Consider the following 19023-nt stretch of genomic DNA (forward strand, 5'->3'; position numbering starts at 1 on the left):
TTTTTGAGAAAGGTGTTTTTTTATGGAAACCGACTATTTAACGATTCAAGCAACTGGCCAACACGACCTAGAAATCAAAAAATCTCGCTTTATCACCGATATCGCTCGCGTGGCGACTGAAGACGAAGCCAAGGCGTTTCTTGCCACCGTCAGTGCACGTGAACCCAAAGCCAACCATCATTGCTGGGCCTACGTCTTGGGTGAACACGATGAGATTCAACGGGAAAGTGACAACGGTGAGCCCTCGGGAACGGCCGGTGTTCCTATTCTAACGGTGCTACAACGCAATCAGCTCCACAACGTGATTGCCGTCGTCACCCGTTACTTTGGTGGCATCAAGCTAGGTGCCGGTGGTTTAATCCGCGCCTACAGTAACGCTACATCGACGGCAATCGAAGCTGTTGGCGTCGTCAAACGTGTCCGCCAACGTGCCCTGACCCTAGCGGTCGATTATGCCAACTACGACCGACTGAACCACTACCTGACCGAAGAAAAAATCACCACGCTAGACACCGCCTACACGGATGCCGTAGCCGTCACAATTGCGGTCGATTTAGACAAAGTTGACGCCACCCAGCAAGCCATTACGGATCTTCTCAGCAACCGATTGACCGTGACTGTGGGTGACATTGACTACCACGAAGTTCCCGTTGAGATCCACGCCAGTAGCCGCGAAACGGACTAACCTTGTAAAAAACAGTCGTCAGTTTCGCCTGCGGCTCGCGGTAGAACCCCTGGTAGCCGCAGACAACTGATTTCATCCCCATTTAATAAATATGAAAAAAGCGGCACGCCAATTTAACGGCGTGCTGCTTTCGTTTAATCTGAATTTTTAGACGTTAATTGCTTCACGATGCGCTTGATCCAGTGCAATAGCGGCTGGTGGTTCGAGCCTACCAACCCAATTGCCTCGACGAACAGTTCCAAACCAATCAGAATGGCTACCGTCAAGAGGACCGAGCCCACAATCGTCGATAACGGATACAGCAGTGAAATGAAGGAAAAAATCAGTGCAATTCCGTAGATGACCAACACCGTTTGGCGGTGGGTCAATCCTAGCTGCATCAACCGGTGATGCAGATGGTGCTTATCGGCGTGTGAGATTGGCTGCTTGTTTAAAATCCGCCGAATCATCGCGTACACGGTGTCCGTGATGGGTACCCCGAGAATAATCACGGGGATGATGACGGAAATAAAGGTAACGTTCTTCAACCCATATAGCGAGAAGCAGGCAATCATGAACCCAATGAATTGGGCCCCGGTATCCCCTAAGTAAATCCGTGCTGGGAAGAAATTATAGGGCAAGAACCCGACCATCGCGGCAACCAGCGCAAAGATCATGATGGCTACCCAGGTGTTTGCCACGTTAAGGAAGAAGAGACCAATAATCCCGGTCGTCGTCAGTGCAATGATCGACACCCCTGTTGCCAAGCCATCGAGCCCGTCGATCAGGTTGATGGCGTTGACGATTGCCACGATCCACAGCAGCGTGATGGGCAATGCCAACCAGCCAAAGTGCCAGACCCCAATAAAGGGCAGCGTCAAATAGCGCATGCGAACGCCGGCCACAAAGTAAACTTCCAACGCAGCAGCTAATTGAAACATCACCTTCTGCCGCGGTCTCAATTCAAAAACGTCATCAATCATACCACCCGCGATGATAATACATTCACCACCGAACAGGCCCCACAACTGTTGCGTTGGCATTTGATCACGCAAGAGAAACATGGTTGAAAAGGTAAACGCAATAAAGATTGCTAGGCCACCAAGTGTCGGCATTGGCACCTTATTGACCCGTCGTTGATTCGGTTTATCCACCGCACCAATTTGAAACGCAAAGCGGCGTACAAACGGCGTTAGGACTGCGGAGATAATCATGGTAGCAAATAAGCTAACAATAATCTCAAATCTCATAAAGTGTCCTCTTTCTTTCCTACATATCTTTTGCTAATTATACAAATCTCCCAAATTAAACACAACCGCCATTTGAAGAATGTTCAGAAAAGTTAAGGTTTGCAAGTCCCCACATCACTTTTCACAAGCACAACCACTTCAATCATCGCTTAGTTAGTTCAGCGAAAATCCAATGAAAACAAATGCCTACTGGATTCCGCTAATTATAAGTATATAAATATTCGGTAATCGCCGAAATGGCGGAGATTAAGCTTGTGTATTCGGAGTTGGCCCCATATAATGTGGTTAGTTCAAGAGCAATTAAGCTCTTATTGATATTTTTATAATTAGTGCCTAATTTTCTTGTGAAATTTTAGTAATTGTTGGTTGGATTTGGTGTTTCATTGAAAGGAGATTTTTCTATGGCTAGCCAAGATAAAGTTCCCCAAACGGAAACCACCACCGAAGAGAAACCATCTCCCATTATTGTGCAGATGGCAATCTTCGCCGCAGTTTTGTTCGTCTCCAGTTTAATTTCACCCTTGTTTCCGCCATCCTTCCCCGTACCGACACCGGTTATCGGCTTGATTATCCTTTACCTACTGCTGGCGTCTCACATCGTTAAGTTACGGAACGTCGAAAAGTTTGGTGATTTCATGATCAGTCTGATTGCCTTTCTCTTTGTCCCATCTGGAATTCAATTGGCCGCCAGCCTCGACATTCTCAAGGCGCAAGGGATTCAAATCGTTAGCGTGGTTCTGATTGCAACGATCGTCATGCTGGTCGTTGTCGCTTACACCACAGCTGGTATGATTTGGATTCGCAAGCACGTCTTTCATCGCAGTGCTGACGTCAAATCCTAGTTAAGAAAACGGCGACCACAACATTTCGGCTTAATCTGTCAGTCCCATCACGTTTCATTCTTCAAAAACATAAAGATTGAAAATGCCTAAACCTGTTTCAGCTTAATATAGCAATGCTGTCTGGCTCAAACCGACTCTGAATACCATCTAATGCGATTGCCAACAGCTTATTGGTCTAACCGATAGGCAACCGTCACATTAGCCACCATTCTGGCAACCACAGGCGACAACCTTCAATCTTTAGCATAAAGCATAAAAGAGATGAGTGTCCATGATTATTCTTACAGCAGCACCGCACATGGCGGTCTGGGGGAAATGGCTGGGTGATGCACTCGGCACAAACGCGGCCGGCGCCCCCGCTGGTAATGCAATTTTTGGTATCTTTCTGTCCCTGTTAGTCTATCTGATTGGTCAATGGCTCTTTAAAGTGGGCAAAGGCTTCTTCCTATTCCAACCCCTTTTCGTTGGGATGGTCCTCGGTATCTTTATCCTGTTTTTGATGGCCAAGGTCTTTGGCACCACAACCGCTACCTTTTATAAGTCGGCCTACAAACCAGGCGGCGACATTATCTTCTGGTTCCTGAATCCAGCGACGATTGCCTTTGCCATTCCGCTGTACCGACGTAACGACATCGTCAAGCGTTTCTGGCTCGAAATCACCCTGTCCCTTATCATTGGTCTTGTGGTTTCCCTGTTCTTTATCTACGGAGCTGCTCGCTTATTGGGCTTGAACGACGTTGGGATTGCCTCCATGTTACCACAAGCTGCCACGACCGCGATTGCCATGCCAATTGCGGCGGCTACGGGTGGGAATGCGGCCATCACAGCCATGGCCTGCATCCTCAACGCCGTCATTATCTACGCACTGGGTGGCTGGTTGGTTAAGTTCTTCCGGCTCAACAATGATCCCATCGGCGCTGGCCTCGGTCTAGGAACCGCCGGCCACACCGTGGGTTCCGCCAAGGCTTTACAATTGGGGTCCATTCAGGGTTCCATGGCTTCAATTGCCGTCGTCATCATTTCAATTGTGGTTGATATCGTCGTGCCACCTTTTGCCGCCTTTATGGGCTTAAAGTAACGCGAATCGAAAGAGCGTAGACCAATCTCTCACTCTTTTTTTGACTAAATTTCATCATTTGCCGCCGAAACCGATGGCTTGTGAAAAAATAGTTATCCTGAAAAGCTTTTTGAAACCTAGTCTGGCTACTTGCAGACCTATATCACTGCACAAACAAGCGGACAAACCGCGTCATAACGCAGATTGTCCTTGTGCATTCCGCTCAAATCCCATATAATGATTATGAACGATTGAGAGCGGTTTCACAGCTAGTTTCATTCTGCCTCTGCCAAGGTTTTCTTTGTGAAATCTCCTCAATCGCCGTAGCACGCTTCGTGCTTGAAAGGAGATTTTATCTTGGCTTCGACTAATCACACCACACCATCGGAGACTGTCGCGGAACAACCGACACCGATTCTAGGCCAAATGAGCATTTTCGCTGCCATCTTATTTGTGGCAAGTCTCATTTCGCCTCTGTTCCCAGCCTCCCTTCCCGTACCTACGCCAGTAATCGGGATTGTTATTCTCTACATTCTACTGGCCACTCACATTCTAAAATTACGTAACGTTGAAAAATTCGCTGACTTTATGATCAGCCTGATTGCCTTTCTCTTCGTCCCTGCCGGCGTCCAACTCGCCGCGAGCCTCGATATCTTGAAGGCCCAGGGACTCCAAATTACCGCGGTCGTGCTCATTGCCACCATCGTCATGCTGGTGCTGGTCAGCTACACCGCCGTCGGACTGATTTGGCTTCGTCAGCACCTGTTCCGCCGGACAACAGCGGCCGAACAGGAGTCGACCCTTTAGCGCCTAAATAAAGAAGGTTATAAAATGATTATTTTAGCGGAAAACCCCAATTTAGCGTTGTGGGGCAAATGGCTCGGCGATGGTCTTGGAACCAACGCCGACGGCTCCACCGCTGGTAACGCCATCTTTGGCATCTTCTTGTCACTCGTCGTTTACTTAATCGGCCAATGGCTCTTCAAAATCAGCAAGGGCTTCTTCCTCTTCCAACCCCTCTTCGTGGGGATGGTCCTGGGGATCTTCGTCCTCTTTCTCCTTGCCAAAACCTTTGGCACAACCACAGCCAACTTTTACCGGTCCGCCTACAAACCCGGCGGTGACATCATCTTCTGGTTCTTGAACCCGGCGACGATTGCCTTTGCCGTCCCGCTCTATCGACGGAACGACATTGTCAAAAAGTATTGGCTCGAAATTATTTTGTCGCTAATCATTGGACTCAGCATCTCGTTATTAGTGATTTACGAGGCCGCTAAGCTCATTGGCCTCGACCAGGTAGGAATTGCTTCAATGCTGCCACAAGCAGCGACAACGGCCATTGCAATGCCGATTTCCAATGCCATCGGTGGTGTCGGCGCGGTCACCGCGACCGCCTGCATCTTGAACTCGGTCATCATCTACGCTCTAGGTGACTGGCTGGTCAAATTCTTCCGAATCGACAAAGATCCCATCGGTGCTGGGTTAGGGCTGGGAACCGCCGGACACACGGTCGGTTCAGCTAAAGCCGTTCAACTGGGCTCAATTCAAGGATCCATGGCTTCGATTGCCGTCGTCATCATCTCAATCGTCGTCGATCTCCTGGTTCCACCGTTCGCCTCTTTAGTTGGCTTACGTTGATTCACCTACCACGCTCATCACACGGCAAAAATGACCCGGTCCCCCAATCGTCAACGGTTGGGGGACCGTTTTTTATAATCCGCCACACCAACCGTTCACATCAAAAAGCCCCCCAAAGCCAAGTTGGTTTTGGAGGGCGAAGTCACTACTCTTTCAAGTGATAGTTATAAGTCGATACGATAATATTTTCCCGCGAGTTCAACGTCGTCCGTAAGCGCAACGCCGTTTGGTTATGCAGGATATTCTGCCATGGATGCCGCGGCACGAACTGCGGCACTAAGACCGTCGTCGTGAAGTTCCGTTCAACCGCCCGCTTGGCGATCACGTCACAGAACCGCAACGTTGGCGTCGCAATAGAACGGTAGGACGAGTGAATATCCACGAACCGAATGTCCGGGAACTCTTCCTTGAACTCCTGCGCCGTCTTGTGTTCCTTCTCTGGATTTTCATCGAAGGACACGTGCATCGCGATCACATAATCCCCAATGGATCGGGCGTAGTTGATGGCACCAGCCGTCACCCGCGTAATATTGCTGACCAAGACAATGACCGTTGCGCCGTCATACTCGTGCATATCCGCCTTCGTCTTCGCCGCTACCCGCAGTTGCCGGGCAACTCGCTTGTAGTGCTGATGAATTCGGTTAAACAATAAGAGTAACAGTGGCATGATGATCAGGTATGGCCAAACATTGGCGAAGCGGATGAACAACAGAATCAGAACCAGCGCTAGTGAAATCAACGCACCGATAAGGTTGATAAACGCCTTTCCCTGCCAGAAGCCCTCACGCGTTCGGAACCAGTGAATGATCATTCCGGATTGTGACAGGACAAATGGCACGAAAACCCCGATTGCATACAGCGGAATCAGGAGCGTGGTTTGCCCATGGAAGATGAAGATCAGGACGATGGCCCCGACAGCCAGAGAAATAATCCCGTTGGAGTAACCCAACCGGTCTCCCCGGTCCAAGTACGCGTGTGGTAAGAACTTATCCTTGGCTAGGTTATACGCTAGAATTGGGAATGCCGAGAACCCGGTATTGGCCGCAACGGCTAAGATCAGTGCCGTAGATAATTGCAGAACATAGTAGATGACCCCGTGACCGAAAACGCCGCTCGCAATCTGTGAGAGGACCGTTTGGCCAGCCTGTGGTCGAACCCCCATGTAGTAACTGAGGAACGTGATGCCAGCAAAGAAGATGGCCAGGATCGTTGCCATAATGGCCAGCGTTGCCGCCGCATTATGACTCTTCGGTTTCTTGAAGTTTGGCACCGCGTTACTGAGTGCTTCCACCCCGGTCAGGGAAGAAGACCCGGACGAGAACGCCCGCAAGAACAGCAACAGCGTCATACCGGAAACGGACCCACCTAACTGTGCCGAAGCGTGGTAGGTAATATTTCCCGTCACGATGTTGTAGAAGCCGACACCGATCATGATGAAGATCATCAGAATGAAGAAATAAACTGGCCCCGTCAGGAACGCTGCAGACTCACGCATCCCCCGTAGGTTTAACAGCATGATCCCAATCACAATCAGGACTGAGATCAACACCGAGTATGGCGACAATGCCGGAATCGCCGAGGTAATGGCCTCGGTCCCAGATGTCGTTGAAACGGCCACGGTCAGCATATAATCGACCAACAGTGATCCCCCGGCAACTAACCCTGCCGATTGCCCCCAGTTCGTGCTGGCAACCACGTAGGCGCCACCACCGGACGGATAGGCATGAATGATCTGTTGGTAAGAAAGCGTGATCGCAAACAGCAGAATTAAGACCAGCGCCGCAACCCACAATTGATACATCAGGGCCGCTGCAGACAAGGTGATTAAGACTGTGGTAATTTGCTCAGTACCATAAGCCACGGAGGATAACGCGTCAGATGACAGTAAGGCTAATGCCTTAAACTTGGTCAACGCCTGACCGCCTTCATCCATGGTCTTTAGGGGTTTACCAATTAAAACCCGCTTTAAATAACGCCACATGACTACTTACTCCTTATCTCCATAAATAATGAAAACGGGCTTACACCCGCCTTTTAAAGTCTCTATAATCGTTTCAATTTCAAACGCAAACGTAATTCTACTACAACTAGCTCAACAATACCACTCTTGTTCAGCTTAGCAACTAAGAAAACTGCAAACGGTGTGGTCGCATCAATTGACTGCCCATTCAGCATTGCCGACCAGCGGCAAAAGAAAGCGCTTCATACACTGGGCACTCCCGCTGTGAAAATTCACTAACTTTGCCCGTTCTAATCTTGCCTGACCACGACTCTTCCCAGCTTACAATGCCCTAACCGAGATGACTAATTTAATCTACCGTACAAACTCGCTTAATTTCCGTCCCATCTGTATCCCTCATTTAGCCCCTCTATATCCAAGTAACTATCAAGCCCTATACGACTCACAAACGCCGTTACGAAACCATTACGGATCCGCACAGTGCCCCGGTGAAGACAACTGTCACCTACAAGTCATCCCGTCAACAAGTGTTCTGTCCCCCAGCAACTGAATCTTTCGAACACGGCTAATCAACCTATAAGCAATTTATAGTATACTTACACTTAAGGGGGGAATTCGACGATGACAACGACAATCAACGGCGTCACCTTTTTCCAAGACAATCTATTGGCAACACGGTCGCACGAGAATCAACTCATGCCCTATACACCAGAGCTTGATCGGCTCCTAACACAACGACGCATCTATACACAACCCCGGAGAACTGCGCAACCACGAATCCCATTTGGTCGGATGATCTGTGTGCCAACGGGCCTCCAGGCCGAAGCCTACAGTATCTTTCTCACTGGCTGGCATTTCTTTAGCATGGGCGCTTTCAGTTCCGCTAACAGTGCCCTACCGGTAAACACCATTATTGGCCGCTACTCATCAATTGCCAGTAATGTGAACCGCATGCAAGGAAGCCATCCAACCAAGCGATTTACCACATCGATGCTGACGTACAGTCACTCAGTGGATGCCTTCAACGACTACTTAGCAGATACGGCCAACACGTTCAAGCGCGTACCCAATCCCGTTCCAAATGCCGGGCCAATTGTCATCGGCAATGACGTCTGGATTGGTCAGGACGTACGCTTCGCCCCCACCGGGATTACTGTGGGTGATGGGGCCGTGATTGCGGGCGGAGCTGTCGTCACCAAGGACGTGCCCCCCTATGCGGTAGTGGGCGGTGTCCCCGCGCGCATTCTCAAGTTCCGTTTCCCCAGTTACATTATTGAACAACTCGTTAATCTGAAATGGTGGCAGTACGGCTTCGGGGACTTCCACGGTGTGGCTCCCGATGACGACATCGAAACCTTCATCGATACGGTTGGTAATCTCGTGGCAACCGGCGATCTCCACCCCTTTACACCACCGACGACGACCTTTACTGACCTGGCTACGGCCGGTAAGCTCAACGTCTAACCCACTAATCTAACACAAAGAAGCCAACCGACAATCGCCGGTTGGCTTCTTCAATTTCACACTAGCAAGCTAGTGATTTAATGTTTACATCATGCCGCCCATACCTGGGTTAGCAGGAGCTGCTGGTGCTGGGTTGTCTTCTGGCTTGTCAGCCACAACGGCTTCAGTCGTTAACAACAGAGCGGAAACGGATGCAGCGTTTTGCAGAGCAGAACGGGTAACCTTGGTTGGGTCGGTGATACCGGCCTTAACCATGTCTTCGTAGTTGTTGTCGGCGGCGTTGTAACCAATGCCTTCCTTTTCACCCTTCAGGTGTTCAACAACAACGGAGCCTTCGACACCGGCGTTTTCAGCGATTTGACGAACAGGTTCTTCCAAAGCACGGAGAACGATGTTAACACCCGTCAATTCGTCGCCTTCAGCTTCAACCTTGGCAACGTCCTTGATGACGTTGATCAAAGCAGTCCCACCACCAGCAACGAAGCCCTCTTCAACAGCGGCACGCGTTGCGTTCAAAGCATCTTCAATGCGGTATTTACGTTCCTTTAATTCAGTTTCAGTTGCGGCACCGACACGAACAACGGCAACCCCGCCGGCTAACTTAGCCAGACGTTCCTTCAACTTGTCACGGTCGAAGTCAGAAGTCGTTTCTTCGATTTGGCCCTTGATTTCAGCAACCCGGGCAGCGATTTGATCCTTGGCACCAGCACCTTCAACGACCGTGGTGTTGTCCTTGGTAACGTTGACCTTTTGTGCTTGACCCAATTGATCGATCGTCGTGTCCTTCAAGTTAAGACCTAAGTCATCGGTGATGACAGTCCCACCAGTCAGAACGGCGATATCTTGCAAGGTAGCCTTACGACGGTCACCAAAGCCAGGAGCCTTGACAGCAACAACGTTAAAGGTCCCACGCATCTTGTTCAAAACCAAGGTAGGTAAGGCTTCACCAGTGATGTCATCGGCAATGATCAAGAGTGAACGGCTTTGTTCAACAACGGATTGCAGCAATGGCAAAATGTCTTGAATGTTAGCAATCTTCTTGTCAGTGATCAAGATGTAAGGGTTGTCCAAGTTAGCTTCCATCTTGTCGTTGTCGGTAACCATGTATTGTGACATGTAGCCACGATCGAATTGCATCCCTTCAACAACGTCTAAGCTGGTATCAACACCACGAGATTCTTCAATCGTGATAACCCCATCGTTACCAACCTTTTCCATAGCATCGGCAATCAACTTACCGGTGTCTTGGCTAGCAGATGAAATTGAAGCGATTTGGGCGATATCGTCCTTGGTCTTAACGTCATGGGACATCTTGTGTAACCCATCAACGGCGGCCTTCGTAGCCTTTTCGATCCCGCGACGGATACCAACAGGGTTAGCACCGGCAGTCACGTTCTTCATACCTTCGTTAACGATAGCTTGCGTCAAAACAGTGGCAGTGGTCGTCCCATCACCAGCGATGTCGTTGGTCTTGGAAGCAACTTCGGAAACCAACTTAGCACCCATGTTTTCGAAGTGATCTTCAAGTTCGATGGACTTAGCAATCGTGACACCATCATTCGTGATGGTTGGGTTGCCGTAGCTTTGTTCCAAAACGACGTTACGTCCCTTAGGTCCAAGGGTAGTCTTAACCGTATCAGCTAACTTATCAACACCGGCAAGCATCTTGCTCCGGGCGTCTTCAGAAAATTTTAATTCTTTAGCCATTTTAAAAATTCACCTCATACTAAAATTTTTGAATTATCTTGGATAGTCTTCTTAAGTGAAAACGGGATTAGTCGACGACTGCGACTAAGTCCTTTTCGTGTAAAACAAGGTAAGTCGTGTCTTGGTACTTAACTTCGGTACCGGAATACTTATCAAACAATACCTTGTCGCCAACCTTAACAGCTGGGGCTACCTTTTCGCCATTGTCTAACACACGGCCATCACCGACAGCTACAACGTTTGCCGTTTGTGGCTTTTCTTGAGCGTTACTTGCGAGCACAATGCCGCCAACCGTGGTTTCTTCTTCTTCTGGTTGATCCAAAATGACGCGGTCTCCTAATGGTTTTAACACTTGAATCCCTCCAATGAACTTACTTATTAGCACTGTTAGCACTTGACTAACATAAGTGCTAATCAACAATATCTAATATATGGTTTTTCCCTCTAAAAATCAAGGAATTTGACAAACAAATTCCTTGATTCAGCACCCCCACCACGCGCTATCCGGTGTGGCTGAGAGGCTTAGCGAATTTTAGATTTTCCAGATAACAGTTGCTTCGGTCTAGATGTCTTTTCACATTAGATGAGAACTGTCGCCTACGACTGCCAGGAATCCTGCCGCTGTGGGGACCGCTTCCAGCCAAGCGTGCTTTCATCCTAAGCACCAACTGAATCAGTGCCGGAATAACGAAGTGTTATGCTGAACTCATCCTCCCAATCATATGGAAACACTACCCGTTAGAGCCACTCCTTCTTATGACACAACTAGGACAACCATTTTCCATTTAGGATTGACCGCATACAATCAGAGTCGGAGGAGGCCAGAGATGTAGCCGGCCGTGGAGGTGGTGTTAGCTGGCGATTCATTCCGGAGCCAGCTTACAGCACGGGCGACTTTGAAGACTCATGATTTTCGAGGCTTCAAATCGAGCGAGAAGACTGGTGATCTCCCAGTCTGAAGCGTCCCCATGGCCGGCGGAAACTCTGGCAGCCGCAGACGAGATTATAAGGACAATCAAAAAAAATCGCAATCCCCAAATGAGGACTGCGATTCAACCATTAACTTAAATTATTGTAGTGTTCCAGGAAGTAGATCAACGTTTGAAGCTCGTTGGTCAAGTCCACGTTTTGGACACGGACACCCTTTGGCACGGTGATTCGCAGTGGTGTAAAGTTCAAGATACCTTTGACACCGCCAGACACGGCTTCATCGGTTACCTCTTGTGCCACTTGGGATGGAACGGTCAAGATGGCCACTTCAATCTGCTGTTCTTCCAACTGCGTCCGTAGATCCGTCATCGGATAGATGGGAACCCCACTTTGAATCGTGTTGGCAATCTCTTGCTTCACGTCAAAGGCGGCGCTGATCCGCACGTTGCTGTCCTGATGGAAGTTGAAGTTCAACAGGGCGTGACCTAAGTTTCCAACCCCAATCAGGGCAACACTCGTTAAGCGGTCCTGATTCAAAATCTTCTTAAAGAACTTAATCAAACTTTCAACGTCGTAACCATAGCCCCGTTTACCGAGGGCCCCAAAGTACGAGAAGTCCCGACGAATTGTTGCGGAATCGACCTTAACGGCTTCGGACAATTCAGTCGAAGACACCCGGGTTTTGTCGGCATCGAGTAAAATGTTAAGGTAACGGTAGTAGATGGGCAAGCGCTTGGCGGTCGCCCGGGGAATTTTTTGTTCTGTCAAAAACGAGACCTCCTAATCAAAGAAACTGGCTATCGTTCACAAGCGATAGCCTCTTATTTAAATAATTGTCTGGATTGTGAAATCAACTTTCTTATAGATTATAGCATAACCGTTCATCTTGTGAAAGAATTTGCAAGTTTTTTTCACTATTTAAATCGTAATTTCGGTCTCTCTCGAGAATATGCTAAAATAGTGGGTATCAGTGTCCGCTGTCTCCCCTTATCATTGGGATCATTTTCACCCGACAACAGGGATAACGGCAACTTGCTTCGGATAAGCGGCAGCATTTAACACCGTGCAAGCTAGCCAGTTCGTAACAGCGGCAACTTCTAACGTAACTTTAACCCTAAAACTAACACAAAAAACCACTAAAGGAGGTTGGCTCACCGTGATTCTTTTACAAGTCCAACAAGTTACCCGGCGCTTTGGTGCCGCCGTCCTATTCGAAAACGTCAGTATGGACGTTCCTGAACACGGACGGGTGGCCCTCGTCGGCCGCAACGGTGCAGGGAAATCAACCCTATTAAAAATGATTGCTGGTGAAACCACCCCAGATGTCGGTCAGATTACGACCAAACGCGGCTTGACCCTGGGCTATCAAGCTCAGAACGCCGGTCTCGCGTCAACCAAGACTGTCTGGAACGAAATGCTCAGTGTCTTTGCTAAGCTCATCGCCATGGAAAACCGGATGCATGAGTTGGAACAGCAAATGAGTGACCCGGCCGTGACCGCCGATCAGGAACGGTTCGCACAAGTTTCGGCGAGTTACGATCAACTCCAACAAGATTTCAGCGACCAAAACGGCTACGGCTACCAAGCCGAAATTCGTGGCGTGCTCCACGGATTTGAGTTTGACGAAAGCTACTATGATAAGCCAATTAATGAACTTTCCGGTGGCCAACGGACGCAATTGGCTCTGGCTAAACTGCTACTAGAACGTCCCGACCTCTTGATCTTGGACGAACCCACCAACCACTTGGACGTTGAAACGTTGACCTGGTTGGAAGGCTACCTGCAAGGTTATCCCGGTGCCATCCTCGTCGTTTCCCATGACCGGTACTTCCTCGATCACGTGGTCAACGACGTCTACGACATGGCTCATGGTGGCCTCGACCACTACCCCGGTAATTACTCGCACTACATCGCCGCCAAGGCAGAGCGGTTGCGATTAGCTTGGAAGGAATACGACAAGCAACAGGCCGAGATTGGTAAACTGGAAGACTTCGTCAACAAGAACATCGTCCGGGCATCCACCACTAAACGGGCTCAGGCCCGACGCAAACAATTAGAAAAGATGGATAAGATGGACCGACCAGAAGGCGACGAAAAAGCTGCCCGTTTCAGTTTTCACCCGAAGCGCCAAAGCGGTAACGTTGTGCTGGACGTCGTCAACGGTGCTGTGGGTTACGATGGCCAGATTCTCGCGGCCCCCGTTACCTTAGATATCAAGAAACATCAGGCCGTTGCTATTGTCGGTCCCAACGGTATCGGTAAGTCCACCCTGCTCAAGACAATTCTCGGTCGAATTCCAGCCATTCAGGGACAGATCATCTTCGGTACCGGCGTGGATACCGGTTACTACGACCAGGATCAAGCCACGCTGCACGACAAGAAGTCCGTGCTACATGAGCTGTGGGACGACCATCCCACGACCCCCGAGGGCGATATCCGCTCCATACTTGGTAGCTTTCTCTTCACCGGGAGCGATGTCGACAAGAGCGTTCACAGCCTAAGTGGTGGTGAACGGGCGCGGTTACTGCTGACGAAACTAGCACTGCAACACGACAACTTCCTCATGCTTGACGAACCGACCAACCACCTGGATATCGATAGCCGTGAAGTCTTGGAGACCGCCCTGAATGAATTCGACGGGACCATCCTGTTCGTTTCCCATGACCGGTACTTCATCAACCAAGTGGCAACGCAAGTGGTCGAGCTGAGCCCCGAAGGTACCACGCGCTACCTGGGAAATTACGATTACTATGTGTCTAAGAAAGCCGAGCAGGACGCGTACGCCGCTAAGGAAGCTGCCGAAGCCGAGGCGGCTCACCCTACTGTCGACGTCCCTAAGCAGACACAGGTGGATTACCAAGCGCAGAAGGACCAGGCGAAGGCTAAACGTAAGCTGAGTCGTCAAGTCACTGCCCTGGAAGATCAAATGGGTGATCTGGAAAAGCAAAAGACCGCCGTTGAAACTGAAATGAGTAAGGAAGAAAACTTCAACGATGCGGGCAAGCTCGCCGACCTTCAAGAACAACTCACCGCCGTGACCACGCAACTCAGCGAGACTGAGGATGCTTGGACGGAGAAGAGTCTGGAACTGGAAGAGTTTGACGATTAACCCCAATAACTACGCGCCGCAACAACTCACTTCATTGTGAACTGTTGCGGCGCGTTTTTAGTTATTTCTAAAGCCTTCAGAATTAGACCTTTTCAGTAAAACCAGCGTAGTCGAGCTCTAAAAACCGGGCCACACGGTCGAAACCTTCTTCCAATTGATTATGGTCGAACGCCCCCCAGCCATCGACTGCAAACGCAATCTGTCGCTGGCCGATTTGCGTCGTCCATTTTCCCACGACAACACCGTTTGCAATAATCGGTGCCCGGAGAAGGCCATTTTTCGACCATAACTGCTGGCGAACCGGTTCTGGCGCCAACCAGGATTTATCAAGGTAGCCCGTCATGGGTGAACTAAAACTAGCCGCAACCACGGTCAGATGAGTCAGTTGATCCGCAATCGCCGTGAGTTGACCAGCGGAAATTGGATCAATCGTCCAGAGTTGTTCCTGTCCAACCATCACCGGCGTCAATTCCGGCAGAACTACCTGCCAAGCCGGTCGGACCTGACTGACCTTAATGCCGGACCATTTCACAAAATCAGCCAGCGTTGCCGGACCGAAGCCGTGCAGGTACCGACGAATCAATTCCGCCGTCGCAGCCTGCTGATCCAATAGCGTGGATGTCGCGGGCGCGAGGAGCAGCCAGTCCTGACCACTCACACTTGGTGCCATCTGCAGCTTACCCTGCGCCGTCAATACTTGTAGAACGGCGTAATCCAAGTTATGGGGCCGTTCGGTATACCAGGCAAAAGTTGCTTGTAGATGAGCAGTATATGCCGCCCGCGTCAAGCGCCCCGTCTGTTGCAGGAGCTGGTCAATCGCAGTGGCCGCCGCACGCACATGCTCTTCGGCACCCAAGAAGTAAGCCTTGGGTAGCCGCTCATTTTGGCGGGCCGACACAACCAAACGTAAGTCCGCCGGTGTCAGCAGATGTATCGTCCACCGCTGGGCCCACGACCGGACGATGCCTTGCTCCCGATAAAACTTCAGGAGCTCGGGTCGGGTTATCCCCGTTTGCAAGGCAACGTTGAGCTCCGCTGCGCGCTGGTTCTGTGCCTGAATCCCCACGATATTAAAAAAGGGCGCCGCCAATTCAGCGCTCGTCGTTAACAATCCCTGTTGGTACAGGCGATAGGCAAACAATTCGGCTTGATTCATGGGACGTCCTCCTCTAGTTATACGCATTTATTATTTAACAGAATCTGCCGCCCAGTCAAACTCCAGACTAGGATCGGCATTCAGCGTAGCATCGGCAAAGACGCCGTGCTGATACGCCACGTAGGCAAAAGCGCCGATCATGGCGGCGTTATCACCACACAACTTCAGCGGTGCTTTAACCAAATGCGTCGTTGGGTTGCTCTGCAGATCACGTTCTAAGCGTTCACGCAGGCCCTTGTTGGCAGCCACCCCACCAGCTAAGATCAGCTGATGCACAGGATAATCGGCCAACGCATGCTTGGTCTTTTCGGCTAGCACATCCACAACGGCTTGCTGAAAGCTGGCAGAGAGGTCCTGCTTGCTCAGCGTTTCGCCGATTTGGTCAGCGTGGTGGGTCGTGTTGATGAACGCACTCTTCAACCCACTGAAGCTAAAGTCAAAGTTGTCGTCCTTCTCCATGGCCCGCGGGAACTTAAACGTATCTTTCCCCTGATGAGCCCACTCATCGACCGTTTTTCCGGCTGGGTAGTTAACACCCATGACCCGGCCGACCTTGTCATAAGCCTCGCCGGCAGCGTCATCGCGCGTCTCACCGATGATTTCAAATTGATTCTCGGCAGGCATGTAGACCAACTCGGTGTGACCACCGGAAACCAGCAAAGCTAACGCTGGAAATTCGATGGGTTCCACGTAACGAGCCGCGTAGATGTGCCCCGCCATATGGTTGACTGGAATCAACGGTAAGTTGTGAGCGAACGCCACCGTCTTGGCAGCTGTGACCCCAATCAACAGTGCACCGACCAATCCGGGACCGTACGTCACCGCAACGGCATCCAAATCTTCGTAGCCCACCTCGGCCTCGGCCAACGCATCCTTAATGCACAACGTCACTTCTTCAATGTGATGCCGACTGGCAACTTCGGGAACGACCCCGCCAAACCGTTGGTGACTCTTGATCTGGGTCGCCACGATGTTGGACAAGATCTTGTGACCGTCCTCGATAACCGCCACACTGGTCTCGTCACAACTCGATTCAAATGCTAAAATCAAATTTCGCTTTTCCGTTGGACTCACTCCTCTTCCTCTTCACACTGGGTTAAACTCTCATTTGCGCCTTGCCGGGCGGTGGCAATAGACCGGAACGCTGAGGGCGGACGTCCAGAGCCAAAGAACGGTCTCTGGACTTGCTTTGAACCTCTGCGAACCGAGTTTCAAAGACACCAATTCTCTAAGCGGCACAGCCGCTTAGAGAATTCCCACAACAGGGTCTATTGCCACCGCCCTCACGGCTCACACAGGTTTAACCCGCGCACCGTCATCAGCACTTTCATAGCTGATATCTACTGAACCGACACGACCAAACAATAACCTTTTTTCTTATCTACTATCGCTACTTTTTACCATGTTAGGTCAACCACTAAGTCACGTGGATCTCACCAAAGTCAAAATAATAGATTAACTATTTTAATTTTGGTTTGTACCACATTCTGGATTGATCGTTCACTTAACAAATCCGACTTCAATTCCGGCATTAACTATACCACGAAACGGCGAAAGTTTCTAAACACGGCTAACACCCATCACACACAAAAAGCGGGTGGCCCGATGCCTCGCCCGCCTTGATGTTGTCGTTGTTAATTCTGTTCACGCGTCTGGCGTTCTGTGTCCTGATCCTGAGTGTCGTCCGCATCCGCCAGTGCTTCGTCCTCATTTTCATTGAGGTACAGCACCATATCGGCGGCATCTTCGTGATCACCAAAGTAGTAGCCCCGCTTGATGCCGGTCTGTTCAAACTGCAGGTCACGATAGAGCCGTTGGGCACTCTTATTAGATACACGTACTTCCAGGCTGACCGTCTTATAGTTCAGCTTGCGCGCCTTCTTGATCATGATTCCCAGTAGGAAACGACCAAGGCCCTTGCTCTGATACTCTGGTAAGACAGCAATGTTGGTGATGTGGGCGTCGCGGTTACGTTCGTCAAAGGTACTCCCGATAAACGCCAGCAACTTGTCATTCTTACGAATAACCAAGTACAGCCGATCCTTTTCCCGCCGGAGCTCATTGGCGAAGGCCGTTGAATCCCATGGGGCTTGACCCGCGTACACGGCCCGCTCGATTTCAATCATTTCTGGAATATCGGTAAATAGGGCCTTAGCCACGAAATACGTGACGTCGTGAATCTCGACCCGATGATTTTTAACATCCATGGTCTCCTCGCGTACGACTTCTCGCCGACTACCAAATACATTTTTATACCAATTTTTAAATTTTTTCAACATACGATTCGGTATCCTCTTCTGGGTTCTTAGCACGCCATTCGGCTTCGGCTTGCGTCAAACGTAGGTAGTTCGGCACGAACCGATCAACATCACTCACAGGGGTCAGCTTCTGCCCCAACAAGCCAATCGTGGCCACTTGCGGCAAATTCAGCCACGGACTGATTGCCGGTGTCGCCGCGGAGATCGTGGTGGCAATCAAGTCGCTAAAGTTGGCGGCATCACCCAAGAACCACACAGGCTCACCGTACTTGTTGACAGCGGCCAGAAAGTCCGCAATTCCAGTATGGGCGTCCGCAATCACTGCGGTTGGCACACCATTCTTGATCCGGTACAACCCGGCGAAGGCGTTTTGATTCCGTGCATCAAAGATTGGGGCAACAAGGGCGCCTTCAACCGGCACATTGGCGGCCAGGGTTGCTAAGCTCGACACAGCAACCAGGTCGATATTCAACGTTGCGGCCAAGGTCTTGGCGGTCGTCACGGCAATCCGAATCCCCGTGTAGGAGCCTGGTCCCGCCGCAACCACGACGCGATCCAGGTCGGTTGGCTTGAGTTCCGCCATTGCCAAGAGCCGTTCAATCTCTGGCAGCAGGTATTCCGCATGTTTCTGATGAACCGTGACTGTGATGGCGGCCAACACTGTGGCATCATCCAAGACAGCGACGCTGAGCGGACGGTTCGATGTATCAATTGCTAAAATCTTCATATTTGCTTGGGTTCCCCTTCATGTGTATGGTGACCACAGCCAGTAGTGAAACTGGTAAAAGCGGCGACTGTTGTTCCCGGCCCGCCGCTTCCCAATAACCGGTTACTTACTTTTTCTCGTGTACTATTCATATCAGTGTCTTATATTACCACAAAGACTGGCACGGCACATCTTCTCTGCCTGTCTTTATCAAAATTAATCAATTTATTCAAAAAAGCTGACGCATTCATTTCAACGCCAAGGGGGCAGCGCACGTCGTCA

16 protein-coding genes are annotated in these 19023 nt (G+C 50.3%); 7 read left to right on the top strand and 9 right to left on the bottom strand.

Annotated elements, in window-relative coordinates; genetic code table 11:
- Nucleotides 1–22 precede the first annotated feature (22 nt).
- Nucleotides 23–685 carry a YigZ family protein gene (locus FD07_RS01795; protein WP_020088187.1) on the top strand — a complete coding sequence of 221 codons (663 nt, stop codon included), beginning with the start codon at nucleotides 23–25 and terminating at the stop codon, nucleotides 683–685.
- Nucleotides 686–819: 134 nt separating this feature from the next.
- Here the strand turns inward: FD07_RS01795 and FD07_RS01800 are convergent, their stop codons facing one another.
- Nucleotides 820–1914 (bottom strand): glycosyltransferase family 4 protein, encoded by a 1095-nt coding sequence (locus FD07_RS01800; RefSeq protein ID WP_020088186.1) that lies wholly within the window; start codon nucleotides 1912–1914, stop codon nucleotides 820–822.
- A gap of 401 nt (nucleotides 1915–2315) precedes the next feature.
- Here FD07_RS01800 and FD07_RS01805 point away from each other — a divergent pair, with 401 nt between their 5' ends.
- From FD07_RS01805 to lrgB, 4 genes are all read left to right on the top strand, one after another.
- Nucleotides 2316–2756: a CidA/LrgA family protein gene (locus FD07_RS01805; RefSeq protein ID WP_020088185.1), complete on the top strand. Its 441-nt coding sequence runs from the start codon at nucleotides 2316–2318 to the stop codon at nucleotides 2754–2756.
- 271 nt (nucleotides 2757–3027) lie between these two features.
- Entirely contained in the window at nucleotides 3028–3834 is an 807-nt protein-coding gene (locus FD07_RS01810; protein ID WP_020088184.1) for an LrgB family protein, read from the top strand.
- Nucleotides 3835–4170: 336 nt separating this feature from the next.
- Nucleotides 4171–4620, top strand: a complete 450-nt coding sequence (locus FD07_RS01815; RefSeq protein WP_020088183.1) for a CidA/LrgA family protein — start codon at nucleotides 4171–4173, stop codon at nucleotides 4618–4620.
- 24 nt (nucleotides 4621–4644) lie between these two features.
- Nucleotides 4645–5451: an antiholin-like protein LrgB gene (gene lrgB / locus FD07_RS01820; protein WP_020088182.1), complete on the top strand. Its 807-nt coding sequence runs from the start codon at nucleotides 4645–4647 to the stop codon at nucleotides 5449–5451.
- A gap of 145 nt (nucleotides 5452–5596) precedes the next feature.
- Here the strand turns inward: lrgB and FD07_RS01825 are convergent, their stop codons facing one another.
- Nucleotides 5597–7432 (bottom strand): APC family permease, encoded by a 1836-nt coding sequence (locus tag FD07_RS01825; RefSeq protein ID WP_020088181.1) that lies wholly within the window; start codon nucleotides 7430–7432, stop codon nucleotides 5597–5599.
- A 600-nt stretch (nucleotides 7433–8032) separates the two neighbouring features.
- Here FD07_RS01825 and FD07_RS12745 point away from each other — a divergent pair.
- Nucleotides 8033–8875, top strand: a complete 843-nt coding sequence (locus tag FD07_RS12745; protein ID WP_020088180.1) for a CatB-related O-acetyltransferase — start codon at nucleotides 8033–8035, stop codon at nucleotides 8873–8875.
- A gap of 84 nt (nucleotides 8876–8959) precedes the next feature.
- On the opposite strand, the gene groL is transcribed toward FD07_RS12745, so the two are convergent.
- From groL to FD07_RS01845, 3 genes are all read right to left on the bottom strand, one after another.
- Nucleotides 8960–10582, bottom strand: coding sequence for a chaperonin GroEL (gene groL, locus FD07_RS01835; RefSeq protein WP_020088179.1), 1623 nt, complete (start codon nucleotides 10580–10582; stop codon nucleotides 8960–8962).
- A 67-nt stretch (nucleotides 10583–10649) separates the two neighbouring features.
- Nucleotides 10650–10934: a co-chaperone GroES gene (gene groES, locus FD07_RS01840; protein ID WP_020088178.1), complete on the bottom strand. Its 285-nt coding sequence runs from the start codon at nucleotides 10932–10934 to the stop codon at nucleotides 10650–10652.
- 707 nt (nucleotides 10935–11641) lie between these two features.
- Nucleotides 11642–12280, bottom strand: coding sequence for a redox-sensing transcriptional repressor Rex (locus FD07_RS01845; protein ID WP_020088177.1), 639 nt, complete (start codon nucleotides 12278–12280; stop codon nucleotides 11642–11644).
- 388 nt (nucleotides 12281–12668) lie between these two features.
- Between FD07_RS01845 and FD07_RS01850 the strand changes: the two genes are divergently transcribed.
- Nucleotides 12669–14621: an ABC-F family ATP-binding cassette domain-containing protein gene (locus FD07_RS01850; protein ID WP_020088176.1), complete on the top strand. Its 1953-nt coding sequence runs from the start codon at nucleotides 12669–12671 to the stop codon at nucleotides 14619–14621.
- 82 nt (nucleotides 14622–14703) lie between these two features.
- On the opposite strand, the gene FD07_RS01855 is transcribed toward FD07_RS01850, so the two are convergent.
- From FD07_RS01855 to tsaB, 4 genes are all read right to left on the bottom strand, one after another.
- Nucleotides 14704–15777: a winged helix DNA-binding domain-containing protein gene (locus FD07_RS01855; RefSeq protein ID WP_020088175.1), complete on the bottom strand. Its 1074-nt coding sequence runs from the start codon at nucleotides 15775–15777 to the stop codon at nucleotides 14704–14706.
- A 30-nt stretch (nucleotides 15778–15807) separates the two neighbouring features.
- Nucleotides 15808–16851 (bottom strand): tRNA (adenosine(37)-N6)-threonylcarbamoyltransferase complex transferase subunit TsaD, encoded by a 1044-nt coding sequence (gene tsaD, locus FD07_RS01860; RefSeq protein ID WP_020088174.1) that lies wholly within the window; start codon nucleotides 16849–16851, stop codon nucleotides 15808–15810.
- 560 nt (nucleotides 16852–17411) lie between these two features.
- Nucleotides 17412–18056: a ribosomal protein S18-alanine N-acetyltransferase gene (gene rimI, locus FD07_RS01865; RefSeq protein WP_033388466.1), complete on the bottom strand. Its 645-nt coding sequence runs from the start codon at nucleotides 18054–18056 to the stop codon at nucleotides 17412–17414.
- Nucleotides 18040–18762: a tRNA (adenosine(37)-N6)-threonylcarbamoyltransferase complex dimerization subunit type 1 TsaB gene (gene tsaB / locus FD07_RS01870; RefSeq protein WP_020088172.1), complete on the bottom strand. Its 723-nt coding sequence runs from the start codon at nucleotides 18760–18762 to the stop codon at nucleotides 18040–18042. Before tsaB ends, rimI begins: the two co-directional genes overlap by 17 nt.
- Nucleotides 18763–19023 lie beyond the last annotated feature (261 nt).

The sequence above is a fragment of the Levilactobacillus parabrevis ATCC 53295 genome (assembly GCF_001434055.1).
Lineage (GTDB): Bacteria > Bacillota > Bacilli > Lactobacillales > Lactobacillaceae > Levilactobacillus > Levilactobacillus parabrevis.

Excerpts from the sequence above, each read along its gene's own strand:
- FD07_RS01795 (WP_020088187.1), top strand. The coding sequence starts at position 23 with ATGGAAACCGACTATTTAACGATTCAAGCAACTGGCCAACACGACCTA.
- lrgB (WP_020088182.1), top strand. The coding sequence starts at position 4,645 with ATGATTATTTTAGCGGAAAACCCCAATTTAGCGTTGTGGGGCAAATGG.
- groL (WP_020088179.1), bottom strand. The coding sequence starts at position 10,582 with ATGGCTAAAGAATTAAAATTTTCTGAAGACGCCCGGAGCAAGATGCTT.
- tsaB (WP_020088172.1), bottom strand. The coding sequence starts at position 18,762 with ATGAAGATTTTAGCAATTGATACATCGAACCGTCCGCTCAGCGTCGCT.
- rimI (WP_033388466.1), bottom strand. The coding sequence starts at position 18,056 with ATGTTGAAAAAATTTAAAAATTGGTATAAAAATGTATTTGGTAGTCGG.
- FD07_RS01855 (WP_020088175.1), bottom strand. The coding sequence starts at position 15,777 with ATGAATCAAGCCGAATTGTTTGCCTATCGCCTGTACCAACAGGGATTG.
- FD07_RS12745 (WP_020088180.1), top strand. The coding sequence starts at position 8,033 with ATGACAACGACAATCAACGGCGTCACCTTTTTCCAAGACAATCTATTG.
- FD07_RS01810 (WP_020088184.1), top strand. The coding sequence starts at position 3,028 with ATGATTATTCTTACAGCAGCACCGCACATGGCGGTCTGGGGGAAATGG.
- FD07_RS01800 (WP_020088186.1), bottom strand. The coding sequence starts at position 1,914 with ATGAGATTTGAGATTATTGTTAGCTTATTTGCTACCATGATTATCTCC.
- FD07_RS01805 (WP_020088185.1), top strand. The coding sequence starts at position 2,316 with ATGGCTAGCCAAGATAAAGTTCCCCAAACGGAAACCACCACCGAAGAG.
- FD07_RS01825 (WP_020088181.1), bottom strand. The coding sequence starts at position 7,432 with ATGTGGCGTTATTTAAAGCGGGTTTTAATTGGTAAACCCCTAAAGACC.